This window comes from Streptomyces sp. NPDC006384 (assembly GCF_042870695.1).
Taxonomy (GTDB): Bacteria; Actinomycetota; Actinomycetes; order Streptomycetales; family Streptomycetaceae; genus Streptomyces.
This window is the reverse complement of record NZ_JBIAHR010000002.1, coordinates 149,745-174,457: the sequence shown is the minus strand read 5'-3', so window position 1 is coordinate 174,457 and position 24,713 is coordinate 149,745. Positions and strand designations below refer to the sequence as shown.

At 70.5% G+C, this 24,713-nt stretch carries 22 protein-coding genes and 1 riboswitch; of the genes, 11 read left to right on the top strand and 11 right to left on the bottom strand.

Annotation, left to right across the window (positions count from 1 at the left end; genetic code table 11):
• Nucleotides 1–110: 110 nt before the first annotated feature.
• The 4 genes from ACFYOJ_RS02845 to ACFYOJ_RS02830 all read left to right on the top strand — a co-directional run bounded on the left by ACFYOJ_RS02845 (nt 111) and on the right by ACFYOJ_RS02830 (nt 4,555).
• Entirely contained in the window at nt 111–1,091 is a 981-nt protein-coding gene (locus ACFYOJ_RS02845) for a hypothetical protein (protein ID WP_356550395.1), read from the top strand.
• Between the two features lie 72 nt (nt 1,092–1,163).
• Complete coding sequence (gene def / locus ACFYOJ_RS02840; RefSeq protein WP_356550394.1) at nt 1,164–1,814, top strand: peptide deformylase; 651 nt, start codon at nt 1,164–1,166, stop codon at nt 1,812–1,814.
• 282 nt (nt 1,815–2,096) lie between these two features.
• Nucleotides 2,097–3,182, top strand: coding sequence for an epi-isozizaene synthase (cyc1, locus tag ACFYOJ_RS02835; RefSeq protein WP_356550392.1), 1,086 nt, complete (start codon nt 2,097–2,099; stop codon nt 3,180–3,182).
• On the top strand, nt 3,179–4,555 hold the full coding sequence (locus ACFYOJ_RS02830; protein ID WP_356550391.1) for a cytochrome P450: 1,377 nt from the start codon (nt 3,179–3,181) through the stop codon (nt 4,553–4,555). The genes cyc1 and ACFYOJ_RS02830 overlap by 4 nt, the downstream gene beginning before the upstream one ends.
• Nucleotides 4,556–4,572: 17 nt before the next feature.
• On the opposite strand, the gene ACFYOJ_RS02825 is transcribed toward ACFYOJ_RS02830, so the two are convergent.
• A complete protein-coding gene (locus ACFYOJ_RS02825; protein WP_356550389.1) occupies nt 4,573–5,541 on the bottom strand; it encodes a helix-turn-helix domain-containing protein in 969 nt (322 codons plus the stop codon).
• 93 nt (nt 5,542–5,634) lie between these two features.
• Here ACFYOJ_RS02825 and ACFYOJ_RS02820 point away from each other — a divergent pair, with 93 nt between their 5' ends.
• Nucleotides 5,635–5,910 carry a hypothetical protein gene (locus ACFYOJ_RS02820; RefSeq protein WP_356550387.1) on the top strand — a complete coding sequence of 92 codons (276 nt, stop codon included), beginning with the start codon at nt 5,635–5,637 and terminating at the stop codon, nt 5,908–5,910.
• Here the strand turns inward: ACFYOJ_RS02820 and ACFYOJ_RS02815 are convergent.
• From ACFYOJ_RS02815 to ACFYOJ_RS02790, 6 genes are all read right to left on the bottom strand, one after another.
• On the bottom strand, nt 5,823–6,836 hold the full coding sequence (locus ACFYOJ_RS02815) for a ribonucleotide-diphosphate reductase subunit beta (protein ID WP_356550385.1): 1,014 nt from the start codon (nt 6,834–6,836) through the stop codon (nt 5,823–5,825). The genes ACFYOJ_RS02820 and ACFYOJ_RS02815 overlap by 88 nt on opposite strands.
• Nucleotides 6,836–9,211: a ribonucleoside-diphosphate reductase subunit alpha gene (locus tag ACFYOJ_RS02810; RefSeq protein WP_356550383.1), complete on the bottom strand. Its 2,376-nt coding sequence runs from the start codon at nt 9,209–9,211 to the stop codon at nt 6,836–6,838. Before ACFYOJ_RS02810 ends, ACFYOJ_RS02815 begins: the two co-directional genes overlap by 1 nt.
• A gap of 123 nt (nt 9,212–9,334) precedes the next feature.
• Nucleotides 9,335–9,515, bottom strand: a riboswitch (cobalamin riboswitch).
• Between the two features lie 16 nt (nt 9,516–9,531).
• Entirely contained in the window at nt 9,532–10,038 is a 507-nt protein-coding gene (locus tag ACFYOJ_RS02805) for a GNAT family N-acetyltransferase (protein ID WP_356550382.1), read from the bottom strand.
• Nucleotides 10,039–10,112: 74 nt separating this feature from the next.
• Nucleotides 10,113–11,723 carry a monocarboxylate uptake permease MctP gene (gene mctP, locus ACFYOJ_RS02800; protein ID WP_356550380.1) on the bottom strand — a complete coding sequence of 537 codons (1,611 nt, stop codon included), beginning with the start codon at nt 11,721–11,723 and terminating at the stop codon, nt 10,113–10,115.
• Nucleotides 11,720–11,977, bottom strand: a complete 258-nt coding sequence (locus ACFYOJ_RS02795) for a DUF3311 domain-containing protein (RefSeq protein WP_356550378.1) — start codon at nt 11,975–11,977, stop codon at nt 11,720–11,722. Before ACFYOJ_RS02795 ends, mctP begins: the two co-directional genes overlap by 4 nt.
• A 167-nt stretch (nt 11,978–12,144) precedes the next feature.
• Nucleotides 12,145–12,909 carry a GntR family transcriptional regulator gene (locus ACFYOJ_RS02790; protein WP_356550376.1) on the bottom strand — a complete coding sequence of 255 codons (765 nt, stop codon included), beginning with the start codon at nt 12,907–12,909 and terminating at the stop codon, nt 12,145–12,147.
• Between the two features lie 452 nt (nt 12,910–13,361).
• Between ACFYOJ_RS02790 and ACFYOJ_RS02785 the strand changes: the two genes are divergently transcribed.
• The 4 genes from ACFYOJ_RS02785 to ACFYOJ_RS02770 all read left to right on the top strand — a co-directional run bounded on the left by ACFYOJ_RS02785 (nt 13,362) and on the right by ACFYOJ_RS02770 (nt 18,372).
• Nucleotides 13,362–14,666 (top strand): sugar ABC transporter substrate-binding protein, encoded by a 1,305-nt coding sequence (locus ACFYOJ_RS02785; RefSeq protein ID WP_356550374.1) that lies wholly within the window; start codon nt 13,362–13,364, stop codon nt 14,664–14,666.
• A gap of 311 nt (nt 14,667–14,977) precedes the next feature.
• Nucleotides 14,978–15,970: a sugar ABC transporter permease gene (locus ACFYOJ_RS02780; protein WP_356550373.1), complete on the top strand. Its 993-nt coding sequence runs from the start codon at nt 14,978–14,980 to the stop codon at nt 15,968–15,970.
• Nucleotides 15,967–16,875 (top strand): carbohydrate ABC transporter permease, encoded by a 909-nt coding sequence (locus ACFYOJ_RS02775; protein ID WP_388596104.1) that lies wholly within the window; start codon nt 15,967–15,969, stop codon nt 16,873–16,875. The genes ACFYOJ_RS02780 and ACFYOJ_RS02775 overlap by 4 nt, the downstream gene beginning before the upstream one ends.
• A 9-nt stretch (nt 16,876–16,884) precedes the next feature.
• Nucleotides 16,885–18,372, top strand: a complete 1,488-nt coding sequence (locus tag ACFYOJ_RS02770) for a glycoside hydrolase family 3 protein (RefSeq protein WP_356550372.1) — start codon at nt 16,885–16,887, stop codon at nt 18,370–18,372.
• Between the two features lie 171 nt (nt 18,373–18,543).
• On the opposite strand, the gene nagB is transcribed toward ACFYOJ_RS02770, so the two are convergent.
• Nucleotides 18,544–19,329 (bottom strand): glucosamine-6-phosphate deaminase, encoded by a 786-nt coding sequence (nagB, locus tag ACFYOJ_RS02765; protein WP_356550371.1) that lies wholly within the window; start codon nt 19,327–19,329, stop codon nt 18,544–18,546.
• 121 nt (nt 19,330–19,450) lie between these two features.
• A complete protein-coding gene (locus tag ACFYOJ_RS02760; RefSeq protein WP_356550369.1) occupies nt 19,451–20,212 on the bottom strand; it encodes an SDR family oxidoreductase in 762 nt (253 codons plus the stop codon).
• 97 nt (nt 20,213–20,309) lie between these two features.
• Between ACFYOJ_RS02760 and ACFYOJ_RS02755 the strand changes: the two genes are divergently transcribed.
• Both ACFYOJ_RS02755 and ACFYOJ_RS02750 read left to right on the top strand, forming a co-directional pair.
• Nucleotides 20,310–20,954, top strand: coding sequence for a TetR/AcrR family transcriptional regulator (locus tag ACFYOJ_RS02755; protein ID WP_356550368.1), 645 nt, complete (start codon nt 20,310–20,312; stop codon nt 20,952–20,954).
• A gap of 406 nt (nt 20,955–21,360) precedes the next feature.
• Nucleotides 21,361–22,836 carry a PAS domain-containing sensor histidine kinase gene (locus tag ACFYOJ_RS02750; protein ID WP_356550367.1) on the top strand — a complete coding sequence of 492 codons (1,476 nt, stop codon included), beginning with the start codon at nt 21,361–21,363 and terminating at the stop codon, nt 22,834–22,836.
• 224 nt (nt 22,837–23,060) lie between these two features.
• Here the strand turns inward: ACFYOJ_RS02750 and ACFYOJ_RS02745 are convergent, their stop codons facing one another.
• Together ACFYOJ_RS02745 and ACFYOJ_RS02740 are read right to left on the bottom strand one after the other, a co-directional pair.
• The gene (locus ACFYOJ_RS02745) at nt 23,061–23,318 is read right to left on the bottom strand and encodes a WhiB family transcriptional regulator (RefSeq protein ID WP_003973730.1); all 258 of its coding nucleotides are present in this window, start codon (nt 23,316–23,318) and stop codon (nt 23,061–23,063) included.
• 318 nt (nt 23,319–23,636) lie between these two features.
• Nucleotides 23,637–24,605, bottom strand: a complete 969-nt coding sequence (locus ACFYOJ_RS02740; RefSeq protein ID WP_356550366.1) for a diacylglycerol kinase family protein — start codon at nt 24,603–24,605, stop codon at nt 23,637–23,639.
• Between the last annotated feature and the right edge of the window lie 108 nt (nt 24,606–24,713).

Below are 24,713 nucleotides of genomic sequence, written 5' to 3'. Positions count from 1 at the left end.
GGTAATGAGCGCCCTCGAGGCCGTACGTGGTTTGATGCGCGGGAGAGGGTGTCCGGGGGCGCGGAAGGGCACGGCCAGCCCACTGAAAACGGAACTGGCAGGCGGGAATCGTGAGGATCTTCGGCAAGGGACGGCACCGGCCCTCCGCCTCCTGGCGGCAGGCCACCGACCGTGCGTTCACGCTGATCGGCGACGGTCGCTACGAGGACGCGGGCGCGCTGCTGACGCGCGCCGCCGATCTGGAGCCCTGGCTGTCGGAGTCGTGGTTCAACCTCGCCCTGCTGCACAAGTTCCGGCACGACTGGGAACAGGCCAGAGCGGCGGGCCTGAGGGCCGTGGCGCTGCTCGACCGGGACGGCGGGGCGCCCGACTGGTGGAACGTCGGCATCGCCGCGACCGCCCTGCAGGACTGGCCGCTGGCCCGCCGCGCCTGGCAGGCCTACGGACTGAAGACGCCCGGCGACGCCACCGACGCGGGTGAGCCCCTCGGCATGGACCTCGGCAGCGCGGCCGTACGGCTGTCCCCGGAGGGGGAGGCCGAGGTGGTGTGGGGGCGGCGGCTGGACCCCGCCCGCATCGAGGTGCTGTCCATCCCGCTGCCGTCCTCCGGGCGGCGCTGGGGCGAGGTCGTGCTGCACGACGGGGTACCGCACGGGGAGCGGACCACGGCCGCCGGGCACGCCTACCCGGTCTTCGACGAGATCGAGCTGTGGGCGCCGTCGCCCGTGCCCACCTGGGTGGTCCTCCTGGAGGCCGCCACCGAGGCCGACCGGGACGCCCTGGAGCAGCTGGCCGCCGACGCCGGTTTCGCCGCCGAGGACTGGTCGTCCTCCGTGCGGCTGCTGTGCCGGATGTGCTCGGAGTCCCGGATGCCGTCCGACGAGGGCGACGGTGAGCACCTCGACCCGCACGACCACAGCGAGCCGGGGCATCCGGGGCCGCTGGGCCACCGCACCGACGGGCAGCTGTGGGTGCCGGAGCGCGAGTGCGGGGTGGCCGCGCCGGCCTCCCTCGTCCGGGGGCTGCTGGACGGATGGGTCGCGGACAGCCCGGACTCCCGGGACTGGCGTGATCTCGAAGAGGTCTGCTGAGACCGACGCCCCTTTCCCCGTACCCTGTACCAGGCATCGATCCGGGTTTCATGAGGAAGGCACACGTCGGTCATGGCGCAGCAGGACACCGATCAGCAGCACGCGGGCGTGCTCCCCGTGGACGACGAGGGCTTCGTCGTCGACACCGAGGACTGCGAGGAGCGCGAGACGGCCTGGCGTGAGCGCGGGACCTCGCGGCCGATCACGGTGGTCGGCAACCCGGTGCTGCACAAGGAGTGCCAGGACGTCACCGACTTCGGCGAGGAGTTCCAGCAGCTGGTCGCGGACATGTTCGCCAGCCAGCGCACCGCCGAGGGCGTGGGCCTGGCCGCCAACCAGATCGGCGTCGACAAGAAGGTCTTCGTCTACGACTGCCCCGACGACGAGGGCGTCCGCCACGTCGGCGTGGTCTGCAACCCCAAGCTGGTCGAACTCCCCGCCGACCGGCGGCGCCTGGACGACAGCAACGAGGGCTGTCTGTCCGTGCCGACCGCCTACGCGCCGCTCGCCCGTCCCGACTACGCCGAGGTGACGGGGCAGGACGAGAAGGGCAACCCCATCAGGGTGCGCGGCACCGGCTACTTCGCCCGCTGCCTCCAGCACGAGACCGACCACCTCTACGGGTACCTCTACATCGACCGGCTCTCCAAGCGCGAACGCAAGGACGCGCTGCGGCAGATGGCCGAGAACGAGCCGCGCTACCCCGTGGTCGCGAACGACTGACTTCTCCTCCGGCCCACCAGCCCCGGGCGTACGGCGCCCGTTCGGATCCGTCCGAGCGGGCGCCGTTCGTCGTTCCGTCGCCCGTTCGCGCCCTCCCGTCCACCCGGAGATCCAAAAGCCGCCACACAACAGGAGAATTCCGGCACCGTAGGGTGGTGAATTTGGCAAATCCGTTCCCAGAGCGGTCAGTTGTGGTGCTGAATGGAAGGACGGGGATACGCAACGGCGCACACCCTGCTCGGCGAGAGGGGTGCGTCACCGGCGGCTGAGAGGGGTTTGTTCGTGCATGCTTTCTCCCACGGCACCACAGCGACACCGACCACGACCGCAGTTCCACCGCAGCTCTCACTCCCGGTGATCGAGGCGGCATTTCCCCGGCAGTTGCACCCGTATTGGCCGAAGCTCCAGGAGAACACCCGGACCTGGCTGCTCGAAAAACGGCTCATGCCGGCGGACAAGGTCGCGGAATATGCCGACGGCCTGTGCTACACGGATCTGATGGCGGGGTACTACCTCGGCGCCCCCGACGAGGTGCTCCAGGCGATAGCCGACTACAGCGCGTGGTTCTTCGTCTGGGACGACCGGCACGACCGCGACATCGTCCACGGCCGCCCCGCCGCCTGGCGGCGACTGCGGGACCGTCTGCACACGGCACTGGACTCACCCGCGGACCATCTGCACCACGAGGACGCGCTGGTCGCCGGGTTCGCCGACAGCGTGCTGCGGCTGTACGCCTTCCTGTCGCCCACGTGGAACGCCCGGTTCGCCCGGCACTTCCACGCGGTGATCGACGCGTACGACCGGGAGTTCCACAACCGGACCCATGGGATCGTGCCCGGTGTCGAGGAGTACCTCGCACTGCGCCGGCTCACCTTCGCGCACCGGATCTGGACCGACCTGCTGGAGCCGAGCGCCGGTTGCGAACTTCCGGACGCGGTGCGCAGGCATCCCGCGTACCGGCGCGCGGCCCTGCTGAGCCAGGAATTCGCCGCCTGGTACAACGACCTGTGCTCCCTGCCGAAGGAAATAGCGGGAGACGAGGTGCACAATCTCGGAATCAGTCTCATCACCCATCACCGACTCACCCTGGAAGAAGCGATAGGGGAAGTCCGCCGACGCGTCGAGGGAACCATCACGGAATTCCTCGCCGCCGAACGGGACGTATTGCGGTTCGCCAGCGAACTCGCCGACGGAACCGTACGCGGAAAGGAATTGAGCGGAGCCGTGCGGACCAACGTCGGCAATATGCGGAACTGGTTCAGTTCCGTCTACTGGTTCCACCACGAGTCCGGCCGGTACATGGTCGACAGCTGGGACGACCGGTCCACACCCCCGTACGTCGACAACGAAGCGGCAGGTGAGAAATGACCGTCGAGCCGATGGACCCGGAGACCCGGCCCGGTCCCGCGCGGGAACTGCGCGTCCCGCCCGTGGCGGGCGGTGGCGTCCCGCTGCTCGGGCACGGCTGGAGGCTGGCCCGCGACCCGCTGGCCTTCATGTCCCGGCTGCGTGACCACGGAGACGTGGTGCGCATCAGGATCGGTCCGAAGACCGTGTACGCGGTCACCACCCCGGCGCTCACCGGCGCCCTCGCGCTGAGCCCCGACTACCACATCGCCGGCCCGCTGTGGGAGTCGCTGGAGGGCCTGGTCGGCAAGGAGGGCGTGGCGACCGCCAACGGTTCGCTGCACCGGCGCCAGCGGCGTACCATCCAGCCCGCCTTCAAGCTCGACGCGATCCCCGCCTACGGGCCGATCATGGAGGAGGAGGCGCACGCGCTCACCGAGCGCTGGCGGCCGGGGGAGACGATCGACGCCACCTCCGAGTCCTTCCGCGTCGCCGTGCGCGTCGCCGCCCGCTGTCTGCTGCGCGGCCAGTACATGGACGAGCGCGCCGAGCGCCTGTGCGTCGCCCTGGCCACCGTCTTCCGCGGCATGTACCGGCGGATGGTCGTCCCGCTCGGTCCGCTGTACCGGCTGCCGCTGCCGGCCAACCGCGCGTTCAACGAGGCGCTGGCCGACCTGCACCTCCTGGTCGACGAGATCATCGCCGAGCGCCGCGCCTCCGGCCGGAGGCCGGACGATCTGCTGACGGCCCTCCTGGAGGCGAAGGACGACAACGGCGATCCCATCGGGGAACAGGAGATCCACGACCAGGTCGTCGCGATACTCACCCCCGGCAGCGAGACCATCGCCTCCACGATCATGTGGTTGCTGCAGGCACTTGCCGAGCACCCGGAACACGCCGACCGCATACGCGACGAAGTCGAAGCGGTCACCGGCGGCCGTCCCGTGGCATTCGAGGACGTCCGCAGGCTCACGCACACCGGCAATGTCATCGTCGAGGCCATGCGTTTGCGTCCCGCCGTATGGGTATTGACCCGGCGCGCCGTGGTGGAGACGGAACTCGGCGGCTATCGCATTCCGGCCGGGGCGGACATCATCTACAGTCCGTACGCGATCCAGCGCGATCCGAAGTCGTACGCCCGCCACCTGGAGTTCGACCCGGACCGATGGCTTCCGGAAAGGGTGAAGGAAATTCCGAAATATGCCATGCGGCCGTTCAGCGTGGGTAATCGCAAGTGCCCCAGCGACCATTTCTCCATGGCGCAGCTGACGCTGATCACGGCGGCGCTCGCCACCAAGTACCGCTTCGAGCAGGTGGCGGGTTCGAACGACGCCGTGCGCGTCGGCATCACACTGCGTCCGCACGACCTGCTGGTCAGGCCCGTGGCGCGGTGAACCGGGGGTGACACGGCTCAGGCGGCGGCCCCGGGGCCGCGGAAGGTGCGCCGGTAGGCGTGCGGGGTGGTGCCGAGAGCCCTGACGAACTGGTGCCTCAGGGCCGCCGCCGTACCGAAGCCGGTGCGCCAGGCGATCGCGTCCATCGTCTCGTCCGTCGCCTCCAGCAGCCGCTGGGCCTGCAGCACGCGCTGGCGCAGGAGCCAGCGGTAGGGAGTCGTCCCCGTCTCCTGCTGGAAGCGGCGGGCGAAGGTACGCGGGGACATGTGCGCCCGGGCCGCGAGCCGCTCGACGGTGACCTCCTCGTCGAGGTGCTGTTCCATCCAGGCCAGCACCTCGCCGACGGTGTCGCAGGAGGAGCGCGGCAGCGGCCGCTCGACGTACTGCGCCTGCCCGCCGTCCCGGTGCGGCGGCACCACCATGCGCCGGGCGATCCCGTTGGCGACCTGGGGGCCCTGCTCCTTGCGGACGATGTGCAGGCAGGCGTCGATGCCGGCGGCCGTGCCCGCGGAGGTGATCACCGGGTCCTCGTCGACGTAGAGCACGTCGGGCGAGACCACCGCCCGCGGGTAGCGCCGGGCCAGCTCCTCGGCGTAGCGCCAGTGCACCGCGCAGCGCCGGCCGTCCAGCAGCCCGGCGGCGCCCAGCGCGAACACCCCGGAGCACACGCTCAGCACCCGCGCGCCCCGGTCCACCGCCCGCCGCAGGGCGTCCAGCAGGCCGGGCGGGAAGTCCCGGCGCGCGAAGTCGTTCCCCGCCGGCACGGCGACCAGGTCGGCCTCCTCCAGGCGGTCCAGCCCGTACGGCGTGGAGACGGTCAGCCCGCCGACGTGGGTGCCCAGCGCCGGGCCCTCCGCGGAGACCACCGCGAAGTCGTACGCCGGCAGCCCCTCGTCGCTCCGGTCGATGCCGAAGACCTCGCAGACCACACCGAGTTCGAAGGGATGCACGCCGTCCAGCACGACGGCGGCCACGTTCTGCAGCATGCCGTCAGTGTGCACCCCGGCTGGCAGGAAATCGAGGTCCTGCGGCAGTCCTGCCACTCACGGCGGGGAGCCCGGAGCACGACAGTGGTGTACATGACCGCAGACCAGACAGAAGCCCTGATCGGAATGCTCGTGACCTTCGGACTCCTGGTCCTCATGGTCCTCCCCTCGGTGTTCGGCATCGTGCGCGAACGGCGCGTCGACCGGCAGATCAGGGAGGCCCGGCAGGACCGGGAGACCCGGAAGGCCCGCGAGGCCGTACGGAAGGAGACCCCGAGGACTCAGAAGTCCTCGTCCAGGTCGACGGTGCCCTCCACCGCCACCTGGTACGCCGAGGGACGCCGCTCGAAGAAGTTGGTCAGCTCCTGAACGCCCTGGAGCTCCATGAAGGAGAAGGGGTTCCCGGAGCCGTACACCGGGGCGAAGCCGAGGCGCGTCAGGCGCTGGTCGGCGACGCACTCCAGGTACTGCCGCATCGAGTCGGTGTTCATGCCCGGGAGGCCGTCACCGCACAGGTCGCGCGCGAACTGCAGCTCGGCCTCGACGGCCTCCCGCAGCATGTCGGTGACCTGCTCGCCCAGCGCCTCGTCGAAGAGGTCCGGCTCCTCCTTGCGGACGGTGTCGACCACGTCGAAGGCGAAGGACATGTGCATCGTCTCGTCGCGGAACACCCAGTTGGTGCCGGTGGCCAGGCCGTGCAGCAGGCCCCGGCTGCGGAACCAGTAGACGTAGGCGAAGGCGCCGTAGAAGAACAGGCCCTCGATGCACGCGGCGAAGCAGATGAGGTTGAGCAGGAAGCGGCGGCGGTCGGCCCTGGTCTCCAGCCGGTCGATCGACTCGACCGAGTCCATCCACCTGAAGCAGAACTCGGCCTTCTCGCGGATCGAGGGGATGTTCTCCACCGCCGCGAAGGCGGCGGCCCGGTCGTCCGGGTCGGGCAGGTAGGTGTCCAGCAGCGTCAGGTAGAACTGGACGTGGACGGCCTCCTCGAAGAGCTGGCGGCTCAGGTACAGCCGCGCCTCGGGGGAGTTGATGTGCTTGTAGAGGGTGAGCACCAGATTGTTCGCGACGATCGAGTCGCCGGTGGCGAAGAAGGCAACCAGCCGCCCGATCAGGTGCTGTTCCTCGGGGCTGAGCTTCGCGAGGTCGGAGACGTCCGAGTGGAGGTCGACCTCCTCGACGTGCCAGGTGTTCTTGATGGCGTCCCGGTAGCGCTCGTAGAAGTCCGGGTAGCGCATGGGGCGCAGGGTCAGCTCGAAGCCGGGGTCGAGCAGGTTCTTGGTGGTGTCGTTCATCACTGACAGGCCTCGCAGGACTCGGGGTTCTCCAGGGAGCAGGCGACCGTTTCGGGGTCCGGGGCGGCCTGCACGGGGACGGTGGCGGCCCGGCCGGCGGCGCGGGCGATGCGGGTCGCCGGGCGGGAGCGCAGGTAGTAGGTGGTCTTCAGGCCCCGCTTCCAGGCGTACGCGTACATCGAGGAGAGCTTCCCGATGGTCGGCGTCTCCAGGAACAGGTTCAGCGACTGGGCCTGGTCGAGGTACGGGGTGCGGGCGGCGGCCATGTCGATCAGGGCGCGCTGCGGGATCTCCCAGGCGGTGCGGTACAGCGCGCGCACGTCCTCGGGGATCCACGCGAGGCCCTGCACCGAGCCGTTGGCCTCGCGCAGCGCCTCGCGGGTGCGGGCGTCCCACACGCCGAGCCGCTTGAGGTCGTCCACCAGGTACGAGTTGACCTGGAGGAACTCGCCGGACAGCGTCTCGCGCTTGAACAGGTTGGACACCTGCGGCTCGATGCACTCGTAGACGCCCGCGATGGAGGCGATCGTGGCGGTCGGGGCGATGGCGAGGAGCAGGGAGTTGCGCAGGCCGGTCGCGGCGACGCGCTCGCGCAGGGCCGCCCAGCGCTCCGGCCAGGTGTGCTCGACGCCGTAGTGGTCGGGGTGCAGCACGCCCCGGGCGGTACGGGTCTTCTCCCAGGCCGGCAGCGGGCCCTTGCGTTCGGCGAGGCCGGCGGAGGTCTCGTACGCGGCGAGCATGATCCGCTCGGCGATGCGGGTGGAGAGGGCCTTGGCCTCGGGGGAGTCGAAGGGCAGGCGGAGCTGGAAGAAGACGTCCTGCAGGCCCATCGCGCCGAGGCCGACCGGGCGCCAGCGGGCGTTGGAGCGGCCCGCCTGCTCGGTCGGGTAGAAGTTGATGTCGACGACCCGGTCCAGGAAGGTGACGGCGGTGCGGACGGTGGCGTCCAGCCGCTCCCAGTCCATGTCGCCGCTCGCGTGGTCCACGAACGCGCCGAGGTTGACCGAGCCCAGGTTGCAGACCGCCGTCTCCCCGTCGTCGGTGACCTCCAGGATCTCCGTGCAGAGGTTGGAGGAGTGGACGACGTGGCCGGGCTCGGCGGTCTGGTTGGCGGTGCGGTTGGCGGTGTCCTTGAAGGTCATCCAGCCGTTGCCGGTCTGTGCGAGGGTGCGCATCATGCGGCCGTACAGCTCGCGGGCGGGCAGGGTCCTGCGGGCCAGGCCCTTCGCCTCGGCCGCCCGGTAGGCCGCGTCGAACTCCTCGCCCCACAGGTCGACCAGTTCCGGTACGTCCGAGGGCGAGAACAGCGACCAGGTCCCGTCGGCGTCCACCCGGCGCATGAACTCGTCCGGGATCCAGTGCGCGAGGTTCAGGTTGTGGGTGCGGCGGGCGTCCTCGCCGGTGTTGTCCCGCAGCTCCAGGAACTCCTCGATGTCGGCGTGCCAGGTCTCCAGGTAGACCGCCGCCGCGCCCTTGCGCCGGCCGCCCTGGTTGACGGCGGCGACCGAGGCGTCCAGCGTCTTCAGGAACGGGACGATGCCGTTGGAGTGCCCGTTGGTGCCGCGGATCAGCGAACCCCGGGCGCGGACGCGGGAGTAGGCGATGCCGATGCCGCCGGCGTGCTTGGAGAGGCGGGCGACCTGGTGGAGGCGGTCGTAGAGGGAGTCCAGCTCGTCCTTGGGGGAGTCCAGGAGGTAGCAGGACGACATCTGGGCGTGCCGGGTGCCGGAGTTGAAGAGGGTGGGGGAGGAGGGCAGGTAGTCCAGGCGGCTCATCAGGCCGTACAGCGCGGCGACCTCGTCCACCGCCCGGTCGGTGTCGTCCTCGGCGAGCCCGCAGGCGACGCGCAGCAGGAAGTGCTGGGGCGTCTCGACGGCCTTGCGGGTGACCGGGTGCCGGAGCAGGTAGCGGCTGTACAGCGTGCGCAGGCCGAAGTAGCCGAAGCGGTCGTCGGCGGCCGGATCGGTCAGCGCGTCCAGGCGGGCCGCGTGCAGCCGTACGAACGCGGCGGTGCGGTCGGCGATCAGGCCCTCGCGGTGGCCGGCGGCGACGGACTCGGTGAAGGTGGTGACGCCCTGGGAGGCGGCCTCGGCGCGGATGGCGAGGGTCAGCAGGCGGGCGGCGAGGCGGGAGTAGGCCGGGTCCTCGGAGATCAGGCCGGCGGCGGCCTCCGTGGCGAGCTCCCGCAGTTCCGCCTCGTCGGCACGCGCGGAGCGGCCGCGCAGTGCGGCGGCGGCGACCCGGCCGGGGTCGGCGTCGGGGAGGTCGGCGGTGAGGCCGGTCAGGGTCCGCAGCAGGGCGGCACCGGGTCCGTCGGATTCCCCGGTCACCGTCACCGGGGTCGCTGAGGCCGGATCGGCTGGCGCGATGGTCACGTGGAGCACTCCCTCGCTCGGCACGGGGCCTTGCGGAGGGCAGGGGGCAGCTCACGAGCGCACGCGGCGTCGCGTCCACCGGCCCATTCCACGAGGCCCGGACGTCATGGCACCCGGGCCAAGGCGGCCGGGTGCACTGCCGGCAGGTCATCGGACTGGACATGCGTGCGCGCACGTGTGGGGACGTACGGAAACACACAAGTACACCGTTGCGGGACAGTTCCGGATTCGCACCGGATTCCCCTGCGGCGACAGCGAGCATGAGCATACATCTTGTGCCGCGGCCCGCGACCACCCCCAGATGTTGTGCCGCGTCGGTGTCACAGGGGCAGCCGGTAGGTGAGCAGCACGATGTCGTCGACCTCGGGCAGCGGGTTCCAGTCGCGGTCGGGGGTGCGGGCGAAGCCCAGCCGCTCGTACAGGCGGTGGGCGGTGCGCATCGCCTGCTGAGTCGACAGGACGAGGCCGGTACAGCCCTCGACGGCCCGGGCACGGTCGGCGCAGAACCGTACGAGGGCCTCGCCCACGCCGCGTCCCCGGGCTTCGTGGGCGACGGCGAGCATGCGTATCTCGGCCTCGCCGGGCCGGGCGATGTCGGCCATGGGACCGCCGGACGGCACGAAGGTCACGCCGCCGAGGACGCGGCCGTCCGCGACGGCGGCCAGGACCTCCGCGGCCGCCGCCCGCTTGGCCACGTTCCGCAGCTCGCCGAGGTACGCGTCGCTCTCCCCGAAGTCGAGGAGGCCGTCCTGGAGATAGGCCCGTGCGGTGATCTCCCCGAGGGTGCCGTACTCGTCGGGGGCAGCCTGCCGGATCACGAAGTCCATGCCGCCGAGTGTGCCCGACAGGTACGACGACGGGCCGCCGGATTTCTCCGGCGGCCCGTCGCTCGCGGGTGCGTTCAGTGCGAGGAACCCGCCGTGGCCGGGGGCAGCTTCACCTGGACGCCGGGGTCGCCCGCGTCCGCCGTGTAGTCGCCCGGCTGCGTCTCGTCGACGCCGTCGGGCGCCTTGAGGCCCTTCAGGACGAAGGTCAGGACCACGGTGATCAGCACGTTCAGCACGAAGGCGGTGAGACCGATGTAGCCGATCTCGCCGATGCCCGGGATCTCCTTCGCGGAGCCGCCGAAGTGCTTCTGCGTCGGCGAGGCCACCCCGTACGCGGCGACCGTGCCGTAGACCATGCCGACCGCCCAGCCGCCGAGCAGCGCCCAGCGGTGGAACCAGCGGGTGAACAGGCCGCCGACCAGGGCCGGGAAGGTCTGCAGGATCCAGATGCCGCCCAGCAGCTGGAAGTTGATCGCGACCGTCTTGTCCATGCCGAGGACGAAGACCAGCGCGCCCACCTTCACCAGCAGCGACACCAGCTTGGAGACCTTGGTCTCCTGCTCCGGGGTGGCGTCCGGCCTGAGGAAGTCCTTGTAGATGTTGCGGGTGAAGAGGTTCGCGGCCGCGATCGACATGATCGCCGCCGGGACCAGCGCGCCGATGCCGATCGCCGCGAAGGCCACGCCCGCGAACCAGTTGGGGAACATGTTCTCGAACAGCTGCGGGATCGCCAACTGTCCGTTCTTCACCTTCACCCCGGCCGCGATCGCCATGAAGCCCAGCAGCGCGAGCATGCCCAGCATCAGTGAGTACAGCGGCAGGATCGTGGTGTTGCGGCGGATCACCTCACGGCTGCGCGAGGACAGCGTCGCGGTGATCGAGTGCGGGTACATGAACAGCGCGAGCGCCGAGCCGAGCGCCAGCGTGGCGTACGTCCACTGGCTCGTCCCGGCCGGTACCAGGCCGCCGTTGCCCGCCTCGGTGAACTTGTCGCCGGCCGCGGCGAAGACGTCGTCGAAGCCGCCCAGCTCGATCGGGATGTAGATGATCGCCACCACGATCACGAGGTAGATCAGCGTGTCCTTCACGAACGCGATCAGCGCCGGGGCGCGCAGCCCCGACGAGTAGGTGTACGCGGCCAGCACACCGAAGGCGATCAGCAGCGGCAGGTCCTTGACGAACCAGTGGGTGTCCTCGCCGCCGCCGACGCCCATCACGTCCAGCACGGCCTGGATGCCGACCAGTTGGAGCGCGATGTACGGCATCGTGGCGAGGATGCCGGTGACGGCGACCGCCAGCGACAGCCCCTTCGAGCCGAACCGGCCGCGCACGAAGTCCGAGGTCGTCACGTACCCGTGCTTGTGGGAGACCGACCACAGTCGGGGCAGGAAGGTGAAGATCAGCGGGTAGACCAGGATCGTGTACGGCACCGCGAAGAAGCCGGCCGCGCCCGCCGCGTAGATCGCCGCCGGGACGGCCACGAAGGTGTACGCCGTGTAGAGGTCGCCGCCGAGCAGGAACCAGGTGACCCAGGTGCCGAAGGAGCGGCCGCCCAGGCCCCATTCGTCGAGGCTGTGCTCGTTCGCGGCCCTGCGCCAGCGGGCGGCCAGGAAGCCCATGGCCGTGACCAGCGCGAAGAAGAAGACGAAGACGGCGAGTGCGACGCCGTTCACGCCGTCGTTCATCCGGCACCGCCTTCCCGGCGGGCGCGCTGGTCACGCTGCCAGAGCTTGTACGCGATCACCGTCAGCAGGGTGGAGATCAGCACCCACGCCATCTGGTACCAGTAGAAGAACGGGATGCCGATGAAGGCCGGCTCGCTCCTGGCGTACGAACCGACCCACAGCATGGCGACGAACGGTGCGACGAGGCAGCAGGCGATGACGACGCGCACCGGCGTCACCGTGGGTCCTCTGCTCGCTTTCGGGACTCCTGACATACGGGGGCTCCGTCCCCTGGCTGGTCACCTGGTGCAGTGCGCACGAAAATCTAGGTGACGCCGTCGGCGCGGCGGAAGACCTCGTCCGTGTATCGCGCCCCCCGGACCGCGGTGCCGGGCACCGCGCGGGACGGGCGGAGTCCAGTCGTGCGGCCTGGCCCTGCGGTCTAGTCCTGCGGCCGCTTGAGCCGGGCCACGAACTTGTAGCGGTCGCCCCGGTACACCGACCGCACCCACTCCACCGGCTGTCCGTCCCGGTCCCGCGAGTGCCGGGAGAGCATCAGCATGGGCAGGCCGACGTCGGTGCCGAGCAGACCGGCCTCGCGCGGGGTGGCCAGCGAGGTCTCGATGGTCTCCTCGGCCTCGGCGAGGCGGACGTCGTACACCTCGGCGAGGGCGGTGTAGAGGGACGTGTACTTCACCAGCGACCGGCGCAGGGCCGGGAAGCGCTTGGCGCTGAGGTGGGTGGTCTCGATGGCCATCGGCTCCCCGTTGGCCATGCGCAGCCGCTCGATGCGCAGCACCCGTCCGCCGGCCGTGATGTCCAGCAGCCCGGCGAGGCGTTCGTCGGCGGTGATGTAGCCGATGTCCAGCAGTTGGGAGGTGGGTTCGAGGCCCTGGGCCCGCATGTCCTCGGTGTACGAGGTGAGTTGCAGCGCCTGCGACACCTTGGGCTTGGCGACGAAGGTGCCCTTGCCCTGGATGCGCTCGAGGCGGCCCTCGACGACCAGTTCCTGCAGGGCCTGGCGCACGGTGGTGCGCGAGGTGTCGAACTCCGCGGCCAGCGTGCGCTCGGGCGGGACCGGGGTGCCCGGAGCCTGCGTCCGGACCATGTCGAGCAGGTGCTTCTTCAGTCGGTAGTACTTGGGCACGCGCGCGGTACGGACGGTCGCCCCACCCTCGTTCTCCGCACTGCTGACGTCGGTGCTCATGCTCTGCCTTCCCGGCTCCGGGTGCCGAAGCGACCGACATCCCCTATCGGCCACGGCTCACATCGTGGCACGGGTTCGCGCGGGGAGGATCCCGCACGCTCCGTGATCTCCTCTGTATACCTCCGAGGCCCCTGTTGGTCTAGTCCACAGCGCCGCCCGCGCCGGTGGTACGCGCCGTCCGGAGGGACCCCGCGCGCCGTCCGAAGAGGGTGGTCCACCCGGCCCCGGTCCGTCCGAAGTGTCGCTTGCGCAATGAAAGGTCCCTGCATATCTCGGTCCCATCACGGACGTCCGGAGGGCGCTTGCGCACCCTTGACAGCCCTATTGGTCTGGGCCAAGCTCCCCCTACTGGTCTACACCATTGGTCCAGGTCCCGGCCCCAAGGGCGGTCCGCGTCGACGAGCAACCGCGGGGAGGCAGGGGGGTTGTGTGGCATCCCTGAGGAGGGTGGCGTGAAGCGCAAGCTGACAGCCGCGATCGGTATCGCGGGCATGATGGCGTCCATTGCGGCGTGCGGGGGCTCCGACGGCGACAACGGGGCCGGCAAGGACCCCAAGGACCGCAAGGGCGAACTCACCGTCTGGCTCATGGTGGACGCCCAGAGCAGCTGGCCGGAGCTGGTCGAGCAGGCCAACGCCGACTTCAACAAGAAGTACCCCGGGGTCAAGGTCAACGTCCAGTACCAGCAGTGGGCGGACAAGACCAAGAAGCTGGACGCCGCCCTGTCCGGCGACTCGTTCCCCGACGTGGTCGAGCTCGGCAACACCGAGACGATGACCTACATCCTCAACGGTGCCCTCGGCGAGATCGACGCCAAGAAGTACGACAACTCGGACACCTGGATCGAGGGTCTCAAGGACACCTGCTCCTACGAGGGCAAGCTGTACTGCGTCCCGTACTACGCGGGTGCCCGGGTGGCCATCTACAACAAGGACATGTTCAAGGCCGGCACCGGTTCGGACCAGCTGCCGACGACCGAGGCCGACCTGATCGAGGCCCTCGACAAGGTCCAGGACAAGTACAAGAAGGACAACGCCTTCTCCGCCCTGTACCTGCCGGGCCGTTACTGGTACGCCGCCATGTCCTACGTCGCCGCGTACGGCGGCGAGATCGCCACCTACGACGAGGGCGGCAAGGAGTGGAAGGCCGCCCTGTCCACGCCGGAGGCCCAGAAGGGCATCCAGCACTTCGTCGACCTGGTCAAGAAGTACAACAACGGCGACCAGACCAAGGACGAGCAGGACCACGCCAACGTCATGGCCAACGAGAAGGCGGCCCTGCTCTACGGCAACGGCTGGGAGGCCGGCAGCGTCGTCGACTCCAAGACGAACGGCAACCCCAAGCTGAAGGACAAGATCGCCGTCGCCGGCATGCCCGGCCCGAACGGCAAGGCCCTGCCCTCCTTCATCGGCGGATCCGACCTGGCCACCATCTCCAAGTCCGACCAGCAGGACCTGGCGCAGGACTGGATCTCGATGTTCACCAACGAGAAGGCCCAGGCCGCGCTCGCCGAGAAGGACATCCTGCCCAACAACACCAAGCAGCTGGAGCCGCTGAAGGCCAAGCCCGAGACGGCACCGATCGCCAACGCCGTCCCCGACGCCTGGTTCACCCCGATCGCCCCCGGCTGGGCCGCGATCGAGAAGAAGGAGACGCTCGAGACGATGCTGCTCGACATCCTCAAGGGCAAGTCGGTCGCCGAGGCCACCAAGGCGGCTGACGCGGAGATCAACTCGCTGATCAACGAGACCTCCTGAGCCGTATCGCTCGACTCTCGTCGACCTCCGGTGCCTTGCCCGGCCACACGGCCGGGCAAGGCCGGTCGGGGGGGGGGGCGCCCCCCGGGGGGGGGCCCCCCCCGGCGGGGCGGGCGCACAGAACCGCAGGCCCCCCCCCCGCGTGGGGCCCCCCACCAGACACCCCGCCCCACACTGCGCCCCCCCCCCGCGGCCCCCCGGGGGGGCCGGCCCCCCCCCCCGGGGGGCCCACGGCCGGTCGGGTGGCCGGCCGCCCGCGGCGTGCCGGCCACCGCTTTGATGCAGAACCCTTCGAACGGAAGGCCAGCACAGTGAGTGCCGCCGACATCAAGACCGCCGGCCCAAAGGTGCCCGCACCGCGGCCACCCCGCGGTGACGGCCCGGCACCGTCCGCACCCCGGCGAAGCCGGTGGACGAACGGGCCCCTGCTGCCCTACCTGCTGATCGCGCCGGCCATCGTGGCCCTCGCCGCGGTGTTCCTCTGGCCGCTGGTCAAAACCGTGATCATGTCCTTCCAGGACGTGGGACGGAAGGAACTGTGGACCGGCCAGGCCGCCGAGTGGGTCGGCTTCGAGCAGTTCACCAACATCCTCGGCGACAGCGAGTTCTACGACGTCCTGTGGCGCACCGTCCTGTTCATGGTCGTCTGCGTCGTCGCCACCATGGCCATCGGCCTCTTCCTCGCCCACTCCATGCAGCGCATGACCAGGTCCGTCCGCCTGCTGCTGACCGGCGCGCTCATCGCCGCCTGGTCGCTGCCGCTGCTCGTGGCCACCTCGATCTTCCGCTGGTTCGCCGACTCCGACTACGGCGTCGCCAACATGGTGCTGACCGAGTACTTCGGTCTCGACTTCCAGGGCCACAACTGGTGGCTCGACCCCAAACAGGGCTTCCTCATGATCGGCGCCGTCGTGGTGTGGGGAGCGGTGCCCTTCGTCGCCGTCACCCTGTACGCGGCGCTCACCCAGGTGCCGGCGGAGCTGGAGGAGGCCGCGGAACTCGACGGCGCCGGACGCCTGGGTGTCTTCCGCTACGTGACCTGGCCCGTCATCAAACCCGTCTTCCAGATGGTGGCCACGCTCTCGGTGATCTGGGACTTCAACGTCTTCGGCCAGATCTTCCTGATGCGCGGCAACAAGCCGGAGCCGGAGTACAACCTGCTCGGCCTGTACTCCTACGAGAAGGCGTTCGAGTCGAACTCCTTCAGCCAGGGCGCCGCCATCGCGCTGATCACCGTGCTGCTCCTGTCCGGCGTGGCCGTCTACTACCTGCGCCAGCTGATCAAGATCGGAGACGTCGAGTGAGCACCACGACCGCCACCACCGCCCCGGGCGCGACGGAGCCCGCACTCGAGTCCGCTCCGCGGCCCGCCCTGCGCCCCGACCGCAAGAAGCGCAGCCGGCACTTCTACAACGCCGTCGGACTCGTCTCCTTCGTGGTGATGGCCTTCCCGGTGTACTGGCTGGTGATCAGCGCCCTGCGCCCCAACCACGAGATCCGGTCCTACGACCAGACGCTGTGGCCGTCGTCCTTCACCCTGGACAACTTCTCCCGGGCGATCGACGCGCCCAACTTCGGCACCGCGATCCGGTCCAGCCTCATCGTCTGCGTGACCGCGGTCGCCGGCGCGATGGTCCTGTCCACCATCGCGGCCTTCGCCATCGGACGCTTCCGGTTCGCCGGCCGCAAGGCCTTCATGATCGTGCTGCTCCTGGTGCAGCTGCTGCCGCCTACCGCCATGCTCATCCCCCTCTACATCCAGCTGAACGACCTGGGAGCGATCAACGAGTACTGGGGTGTGATCGTCATCTACCTCGTCTCCACGCTGCCGTTCGCGACCTGGATGATCCGCGGGTTCGTCGTGAACATCCCCAAGGAGCTGGAGGAGGCGGCGATGGTGGACGGCTGCTCCCGCATGGGCGCCTTCTGGCGGGTGATCTTCCCGCTCCTCGCCCCCGGCCTGGCGGCGGCGTCGATCTTCTCCCTGATCAACGCGTGGAACGAGTACCTGCTCGCCTACATCGTGCTGCAGGACAACGACAAGTACACGCTCAACGTCTGGCTCATGAACTTCACCACCGACCGCGGCACCGACTACGGCGCCCTCATGGCCGCGTCGACACTGATCGCGATCCCGGTCGTCGCGTTCTTCATGATCGTCCAGAAGAAGATGGCCGCTGGTCTCACCTCCGGCGCCGTGAAGGGATAACGCCACCCCATGACGACCACCGCCAAGGCCACCGACACCCTCACCCGTGACGCGCTCACGGTCCTCCAGCCCGGCTTCACCGGCACCACCGCCCCCGACTGGCTGCTGCGCCGCCTCGGCGAGGGCCTGGCCTCCGTCGGCCTGTTCGGACGCAACATCGCCTCGGCCGAGCAGCTCGCCGCCCTCACCGCCCAGCTGCGCGCCGAGCGTGAGGACGTGCTGGTCGCCATCGACGAGGAGGGCGGCGACGTCACCCGGCTCGAGGTGCGCACCGGCTCCTCCTTCCCCGGCAACCTCGCCCTCGGCGCGGTGGACGACGCGGAACTCACCCGCGAGGTCGCCGCGGAGCTCGGCCGCCGCCTCGCGGCCTGCGGCGTCAACCTCAACTGGGCCCCCTCCGCCGACGTCAACTCCAACCCCGGCAATCCGGTCATCGGCGTACGGTCCTTCGGCGCCGGCACCGACCTGGTCGCCCGGCACACCGCCGCCTACGTCGCCGGCCTGCAGTCGGCGGGCGTCGCCGCCTGCACCAAGCACTTCCCGGGCCACGGAGACACCGCCGTCGACTCCCATCACGCCCTGCCGCGCATCGACGTGGACGCCGCGGTGCTGGCCGAGCGCGACCTGGTGCCGTTCCGCGCGGCCATCGCCGCCGGCAGCCGCGCGGTGATGAGCGCCCACATCCTGGTCCCCGCCCTGGACCCCGAGTACCCGGCGACGCTGTCCCGCCGCATCCTGACCGGCCTGCTCCGCGGCGAGATGGGCTACGACGGCCTGATCGTCACCGACGGCATGGAGATGCGGGCGATCGCGGGCACCTACGGCATCGAACGCGGCAGCGTCCTGGCCCTCGCGGCGGGCGCCGACGCGATCTGCGTGGGCGGCGGCCTGGCCGACGAGGAGACCGTACGGCGCCTGCGCGACGCCCTGGTGGACGCGGTCCGCTCGGGCGAGCTGCCCGAGGAACGGCTGGCGGACGCGGCGGAGCGGGTGCGCGCCCTGGCCCGCTGGACGGAGGCCCGGAAGGACGCCATGCGGTCCGTGTCCCCCGACGGCGACGTGGGCCTGCGCGCCGCCCGCCGCGCCCTGCGCCTGACCGGCGCGGAGGACTTCTCCCCCTTGACCGAGGCGCCCTACGTCGCCGCGCTCACCCCCGTCGCCAACATCGCGGTCGGCGACGAGACGCCCTGGGGCATCGCCGCCGAGCTCGGCCGGCTGCTCCCCGGCACCGGGACCGGCAGCTTCTCCGGGACCGACGCGGGCCGGGAGATGCTCGCCGCGGCCGGCTCGCGCCGGATCGTCGCCGTCGTCCGCGACGAGCACCGGCATCCCTGGATGGCGGCGGCCCTGGACACCGTGCTGGCGGCCCGTCCCGACACGGTCGTGGTCGAGATGGGTGTGCCCGGGGCCGAACCCCGCGGCGCCCTCCACCTGGCCACCCACGGCGCGGCCCGCGTCTGCGGCCGGGCCGCCGCCGAGGTCCTCGCGGGCGTCTGACCCGCTCCGCCGCCCGCTCGCCCGGCCGCCCGGCACGGCGAAGGCGCCGCACCTCCGGGGGGAGGTGCGGCGCCTTCGCCGTTCATACCCGTGCGCGTGTCCGCGTCCGCGGGGTGTGCGCGGACACGTGGGTCAGTCCCACCAGCGGCGTCACCACGAACATCATCACTGTCAGAGGTTCTGCCAGTCGGGCTTGTGGGCGTAGGCGTGCCGGAAGTAGCCGGCGAGCTTCAGCTTGCTCGCGGCGGCCTCGTCGACGACGACCGTGGCGTGCGGGTGCAGCTGCAGCGCCGAGGCCGGGCAGACGGCCGCGACCGGGCCCTCGACGGTCGCGGCGACCGCGTCCGCCTTGCCCTCGCCGGTGGCCAGCAGCACCAGGTGCCGGGCCTCCAGGATGGTGCCGATGCCCTGCGTGATCACGTGGTGCGGCACCTGGTCGATGTCGCCGTCGAAGAACCGCGCGTTGTCGAGACGGGTCTGCTCGGTCAGCGTCTTGATCCGGGTCCGCGAGGCGAGCGAGGAGCAGGGCTCGTTGAACCCGATGTGCCCGTCGGTCCCGATGCCCAGCAGCTGGAGATCGACCCCGCCGGCCTCGCCGAGCGCGCGGTCGTACGCCTCGCACGCGGCCTGCACGTCCGCCGCGGTGCCGTCGGGGCCCATGAACGCGTCCATCGGGATGCCCAGGGGCTCCAGCACCTCACGCCGCAGCACCGAGCGGTACGACTCCGGGTGCTCCGCGGGCAGCCCCACGTACTCGTCGAGCTGGGCGATCCTGGCCCGTGCGGTGTCCACGGCACCCGAGCGCACCCGGGCCGTCAGCGCCTCGTACACGGGCAGCGGCGTCGAGCCGGTGGCGACCCCGAGCAGGGCGTCGGGCTTGCGCCTCAGCAGCTGCGCCATGGCCTCGGCGATGAGCTCCCCGCCCGCCTTGGCGTCGGGAACGATGACAACTTCCACGCTTGCCTGCCGTTTCGAAGAGAAGAACTGCCCGGTGCCCCGGGACCGGCCATGTGGTTTAGACCAATCTAACAGAGCAGTTCCCTGCGGGCGTGTCGAAACGGCCGGGCGGGCGGCGGTTTCAGGTCATGGAACCCCCCGTGGCGTCCACCCAGCTTCCCGTGACCCACCGGCCCTCGTGCGAGGCGAGGAACGCGACCACGTCGGCCACCTCCGCCGGCGCTCCCACCCCGCCCAGTGCGGAGAACGATGCCGCCCGCTCCCAGCCGTCCGGGCTCCCGTGCAGCAGCTCGGCCGTGTTGTCGGTCTCGACGATGCCGGGCGCCACCGAGTTCACCGTGATGCCGCGGGCGCCCAGCACCTTGGAGAGATCGCGGGAGAACACGTCCAGCGCGCCCTTCGTCATCGCGTACGCCATGTTGTCCGGCATGACCGCCGAGCGGGCCAGCCCGGACGAGATGTTGATGACCCGGCCGCCGTCGCGCAGCCGCTCCATGCCGTGCTTGAGGAGGAAGAACGGTGCTTTCACGTTGACCGCGAAGACGGCGTCGTACTCCTCCTCCGTCATCTCCCCTATGGGGCGCGTGCTGCCGATCCCCGCGTTGTTCACCAGGATGTCCAGGCCGTCGGCGTGCCGGTCGAACTCCTCCCACAGCGCCTCGGCGGCTCCCGGCGCACTCAGGTCGGCCCCGATCGTGAACGCCGAGCCGCCCGCCGCCTCGATCGCGGCGGCCGTCTCCTTCGCCGCGGTCTCGTTCCTGCCGTAGTGCACGGCGACCCGCGCGCCGTCCCGCCCCAGCCGCTCGGCGATCCCGCGCCCGATGCCCCGGCTCGCCCCCGTGACGAGAGCCGTCCGGTCCTTCAGCGCACCCTCTGCACCCATGCCGGTGCCCCCTCCGGAATTAACTAGTGAACGCTACAGAAAGGACCGTACAGCAGCCCGGCGTCATTTGACTAGTGCTCGTTATAAAATGGTGCGCATGGTGAGTGGAGACAAGAGCGGACAGGCGGAGGCGCCGGCCCGGGGTGCGGCGCGCAGGACCCGCGGCCGTCCCCGCTCCTTCGATCGCGCGACCGCGCTGGAGAAGGCGCTGATGGCCTTCTGGGAACACGGGTACGAGGCCACGTCCGTCTCCGACCTCACCCGGGTCATGGAGATCGGCGCCCCCAGTCTGTACGCGGCCTTCGGGGACAAGCGCTCGCTCTTCGAGGAGGTCGTCCAGGAGTACGGTGCGCGGTACGGCTCCTTCGCCGAGCGGGCGCTCGCCGAGGAGCCGACCGCGCGCGCGGGGATCGAGCGGATGCTGCGGGAGGCCGCTGTCGAGTACACCGCCCCCGGCCGGCCGCACGGCTGCCTGGTCGTCCACGCGGCCGCCAACTGCTCGACGGCCGAGGTCGAGGAGTCGCTGCGGCGGCGGCGCAATGCCGGCATCGCCGCGATGGAGAGCCGTATAGCGGCCGACGTCGCCGCGGGTGTGCTGCCGCCTCACACCGACGCGGCCGCCCTCGCCCGGCACGCCGGTGCGATGATCCAGGGCATGTCGCAGCAGGCGCGCGACGGCGCGAGCAGGGCGGAGCTGGAGGCTCTCGCGGAAATTGCCCTGACCGTCTGGCCCCGTGGATGAGCCAACAGGGTTAGGCTTCAGCCGACCGTCCGGACGCCCGGCGAAGGTGACGGCGGCACGGACCTTTCACCGCATGGACACGACGAATGGTCTAGTCCACAATGGTGAGCGAGACCCTCGCCGTACCGCTCGAGCGAGGTGGACGACAGGCTTCCGCCCTCCCCGCACAGGAGGACGGACCGAGGAACCGGTGCTCTCTGCCCTGACTGCCCCGGCTCCTCACCTTCGGCCGACCGGGACCGCACACCCACGGCCGATGTTGCTCCGGGCTGCGGTGCCGGGAGGGTTGAGGGTCCCTCCCAGGCGCCGCGGCCCGCGGGTGTCCCCGGCCCCGCCCCGGGCCCCGGCCGCGGAGGGGAACGGCCGATTTCGATAGCCGTCCGTACCGCCAGGTACGCTCGGCCACGTGCCCTCCATGAACGAACTCGTACGCCAGCACACCGCCCTCGACGACTCCGACCTCGAGTGGCTCCATCTGCTGGTCTCGGAGTGGCAGCTCCTCTCCGACCTCTCCTTCGCCGACCTGGTCCTGTGGGTTCCCACCCGCGACGGCACCCGGTACGTCTCCGTCGCCCAGATGCGTCCCAACACCGGGCCGACCTCCTACCAGGACGACATGGTCGGCCACCTCGTGCCGCGCGGCCGCCGCCCCATGCTGGACGTCGCCCTGGACGAGGGCCGGATCGTGCGCGAGGGCGACCCGGAGTGGCGCGAGGAGGTCCCGGTCCGCGTCGAGTCCATCCCCGTACGGCGCCAGGGCCGCGTCCTCGGCGTCATCGCCCGCAACACCAACCTGCTCACGGTGCGCACACCGAGCCGCCTGGAACTCACCTACCTGCAGAGCGCCTCCGACCTCGCGCAGATGATCGCGGCCGGCGCCTTCCCGTTCGAGAACCAGCAGGTCGACATGGACGCCTCGCCGCGCGTCGGCGACGGCCTGATCCGGCTCGACGCCGACGGCACCGTCCAGTACGCCTCGCCGAACGCGCTGTCGGCCTACCACCGGATGGGGCTCGCCTCCGACCTGGTCGGCCACGACCTGGGCCGGACCACGGCCGAACTCGCCCCGTCCCGCGGACCGGTGGACGAGGCGCTCGCCAAGGTGGCCAGCGGCTGGGCGCCGCGCGAGTTCGAGATCGAGGCGCACGACGGGGTCATCCAGTTCCGCGCCATCCCGCTCAAGCCCAAGGGCACGCGCATCGGTTCGCTGGTGCTGCTGCGCGACGTCACGGAACTGCGCCGCCGCGAGCGCGAGTTGATCACCAAGGACGCCACCATCCGGGAGATCCACCACCGGGTGAAGAACAACCTCCAGACGGTGGCGGCCCTGCTCCGGCTCCAGGCCCGGCGCATCGAGTCCGAGCGCGGCCGCGAAGCGCTCGAGGAGGCGGTACGCCGGGTCGGCTCGATCGCGATCGTCCACGAGACGCTGTCCCAGAATCTGGACGAGCGCGTGGAGTTCGACGAGATCGCCGACCGCGTGCTGGCCATGGTCGCCGAGATCTCGCCCGGCAAGGTCACCGGCCGGCGCACCGGCCGCTTCGGCATCCTGGACGCCGAGATCGCGACGCCGCTGTCGATGGCGCTGACCGAGGTCCTGCAGAACGCCCTGGAGCACGGCTTCCGTGACGGCGACACCGGCGTCGTCGAGGTCTCCGCGGTCCGCGGGGGGACGACGAAGGAGGCCCGGCTGCTGGTCACGGTCCAGGACGACGGCGTCGGACTGCCCGAGGACTTCGACCCGCACCGCTCCGGCAACCTCGGCCTGCAGATCGTCCGCACACTGGTGGAGGGCGAGCTGGGCGGCGCCTTCGACATGCTCCCCGGTCCGGAGCGCGGCACGCGGGTGATCCTGGACATCCCGGTGCCGGCGGAGAAGTAGGCCCGGGTGCTCCTGCGGGCGCCCGGGACACCGGTGCGCCCCTGCGCCGGGACAGCAAAAAGCCCCGGACCGGTGACGGTCCGGGGCCAGTGCTCATGCGATGCGGAGCATCGGGGTACTGCGCGCTGCGGCTCGGGGGCGGGGGGTTGCGTACGTGCTGTCTACGAAGTAACGCCGTGAGGCACACGCGCCGCCAAGCTCAGGCTGTCAGCAGGGGTGGCAGGTCAGGCGGAGGCCTGACGAGCACGGTTGCGGGCGGCACGGCGCTTCATCGCGCGGCGCTCGTCCTCGCTGAGACCACCCCAGACGCCGGAGTCCTGGCCGGACTCGAGCGCCCACTGCAGGCACTGCTCCATGACGGGGCAGCGGCGGCAGACGGCCTTGGCTTCCTCGATCTGCAGCAGCGCGGGACCGGTGTTGCCGATGGGGAAGAAGAGCTCGGGGTCTTCCTCGCGGCAAACGGCGCGGTGACGCCAGTCCATGGCTGCTACCTCTCCTTGGTATTACGTGCAGGTGCTTGTGAATGTGAACGCTTTCACGAATCCCTCAACAAGGGAAGGGCCTACCGCCAGGTTCCCGGCGTTGGTCCTTGGGTTTGAAGAGGGGTTCCGGTGATCTGTGGAGGCTGGTGTTGCGGGCCGTCCCGATCGCCATGAAGAGACTCGCAAACCTCGGCGGCGGATACAACCCCTTCCGGAAAGTTTTTTTTGATTCTTCGGTGTCGACTAGGTCACAGCCGTACTTCTATGGGGTGGACCCTGGCCTAAACGTTCGAGTGAAAGGACTTTTGCCAGTTCTGCTCACACAATCACACGCAGTGCACGGCGTACGCCTGTGAACGTCACGCTCGTTCGCAGCCCCAGGTGGTCACCGTCCATCTGCAGGGGCAGCGGCACCTTCGAATGCAAGGTGAAGTCGCTCAGATCGTGCAGGGAGACGGCGTGCTTGCCGCGGGGGCCGCGCTCGGGGGACGAAGTGAGCAACTGGGTGCCATACCGGGCAACCGCGGCCGTGGACAGGCGGCTGAGCCCGAAGACGTCGAGGCCTGTGTCGAACGAGGCCCTGGGCGACGCGTAGATGGGGCGGTTGCCGAGGAACGTCCACGGGCACGTGTTCGAGACTATGGACAGCACCAGATCGGTGACCGGGTCCTCGCCGGCGCGCTCCAGGGTGATCGTGCCGCTGCGGCGGTGCGGTTCCCCGATGAGCTGGCGGACCACCTGGCGGACGTAGAGGGCGTGGGTGGACTTCCTGCCCTGCTCCCGGTGCTGCTCGACCCGTCCGACCACACCGGCGTCGAAACCGAGTCCCGCGTTGAAGGTGAACCAGCGGGCCGGCACCGCCTCGTCCTCCGAGCCGGGCGTGCCGGAGGCCAGACCGAGGCCGACGGTGCGTTCGCTGCCCTCGCGCAGTGCGTCGAGCAGGGCGCCGGTGGCCTCCACCGCGTGGTTGGGCAGGCCGAGGGCGCGGGCGAAGACGTTGGTGGAGCCGCCGGGGACCACCGCGAGACCGGGCAGGTGCTCCGGGTCGGGGCCGGCGTGCAGCAGGCCGTTGACGACCTCGTTCACCGTGCCGTCGCCGCCGAGGGCCACCACGAGGTCGATGTCGTCGCTCTGCGCGGCCTGCCGGCCGAGGTCCCGTGCGTGGCCGCGGTACTCGGTGGTGACCGCCTCGAGCTTCATCTCGCTCGCGAGCGCGTGGATCAGCACGTCGCGCGTGCGCGCGCTCGTGGTGGTTGCCGCCGGATTGACCACGAGAAGTGCACGCATGCTGTGCAGGGTACCTACTGGGCGGTACCCGGCCCAGACCGAGGTAGGGATCGGGTAAGAGGCCGGCCCGGGTCGGGCCCGCCGACCGCCGCGCGGGCACCGGCGCCG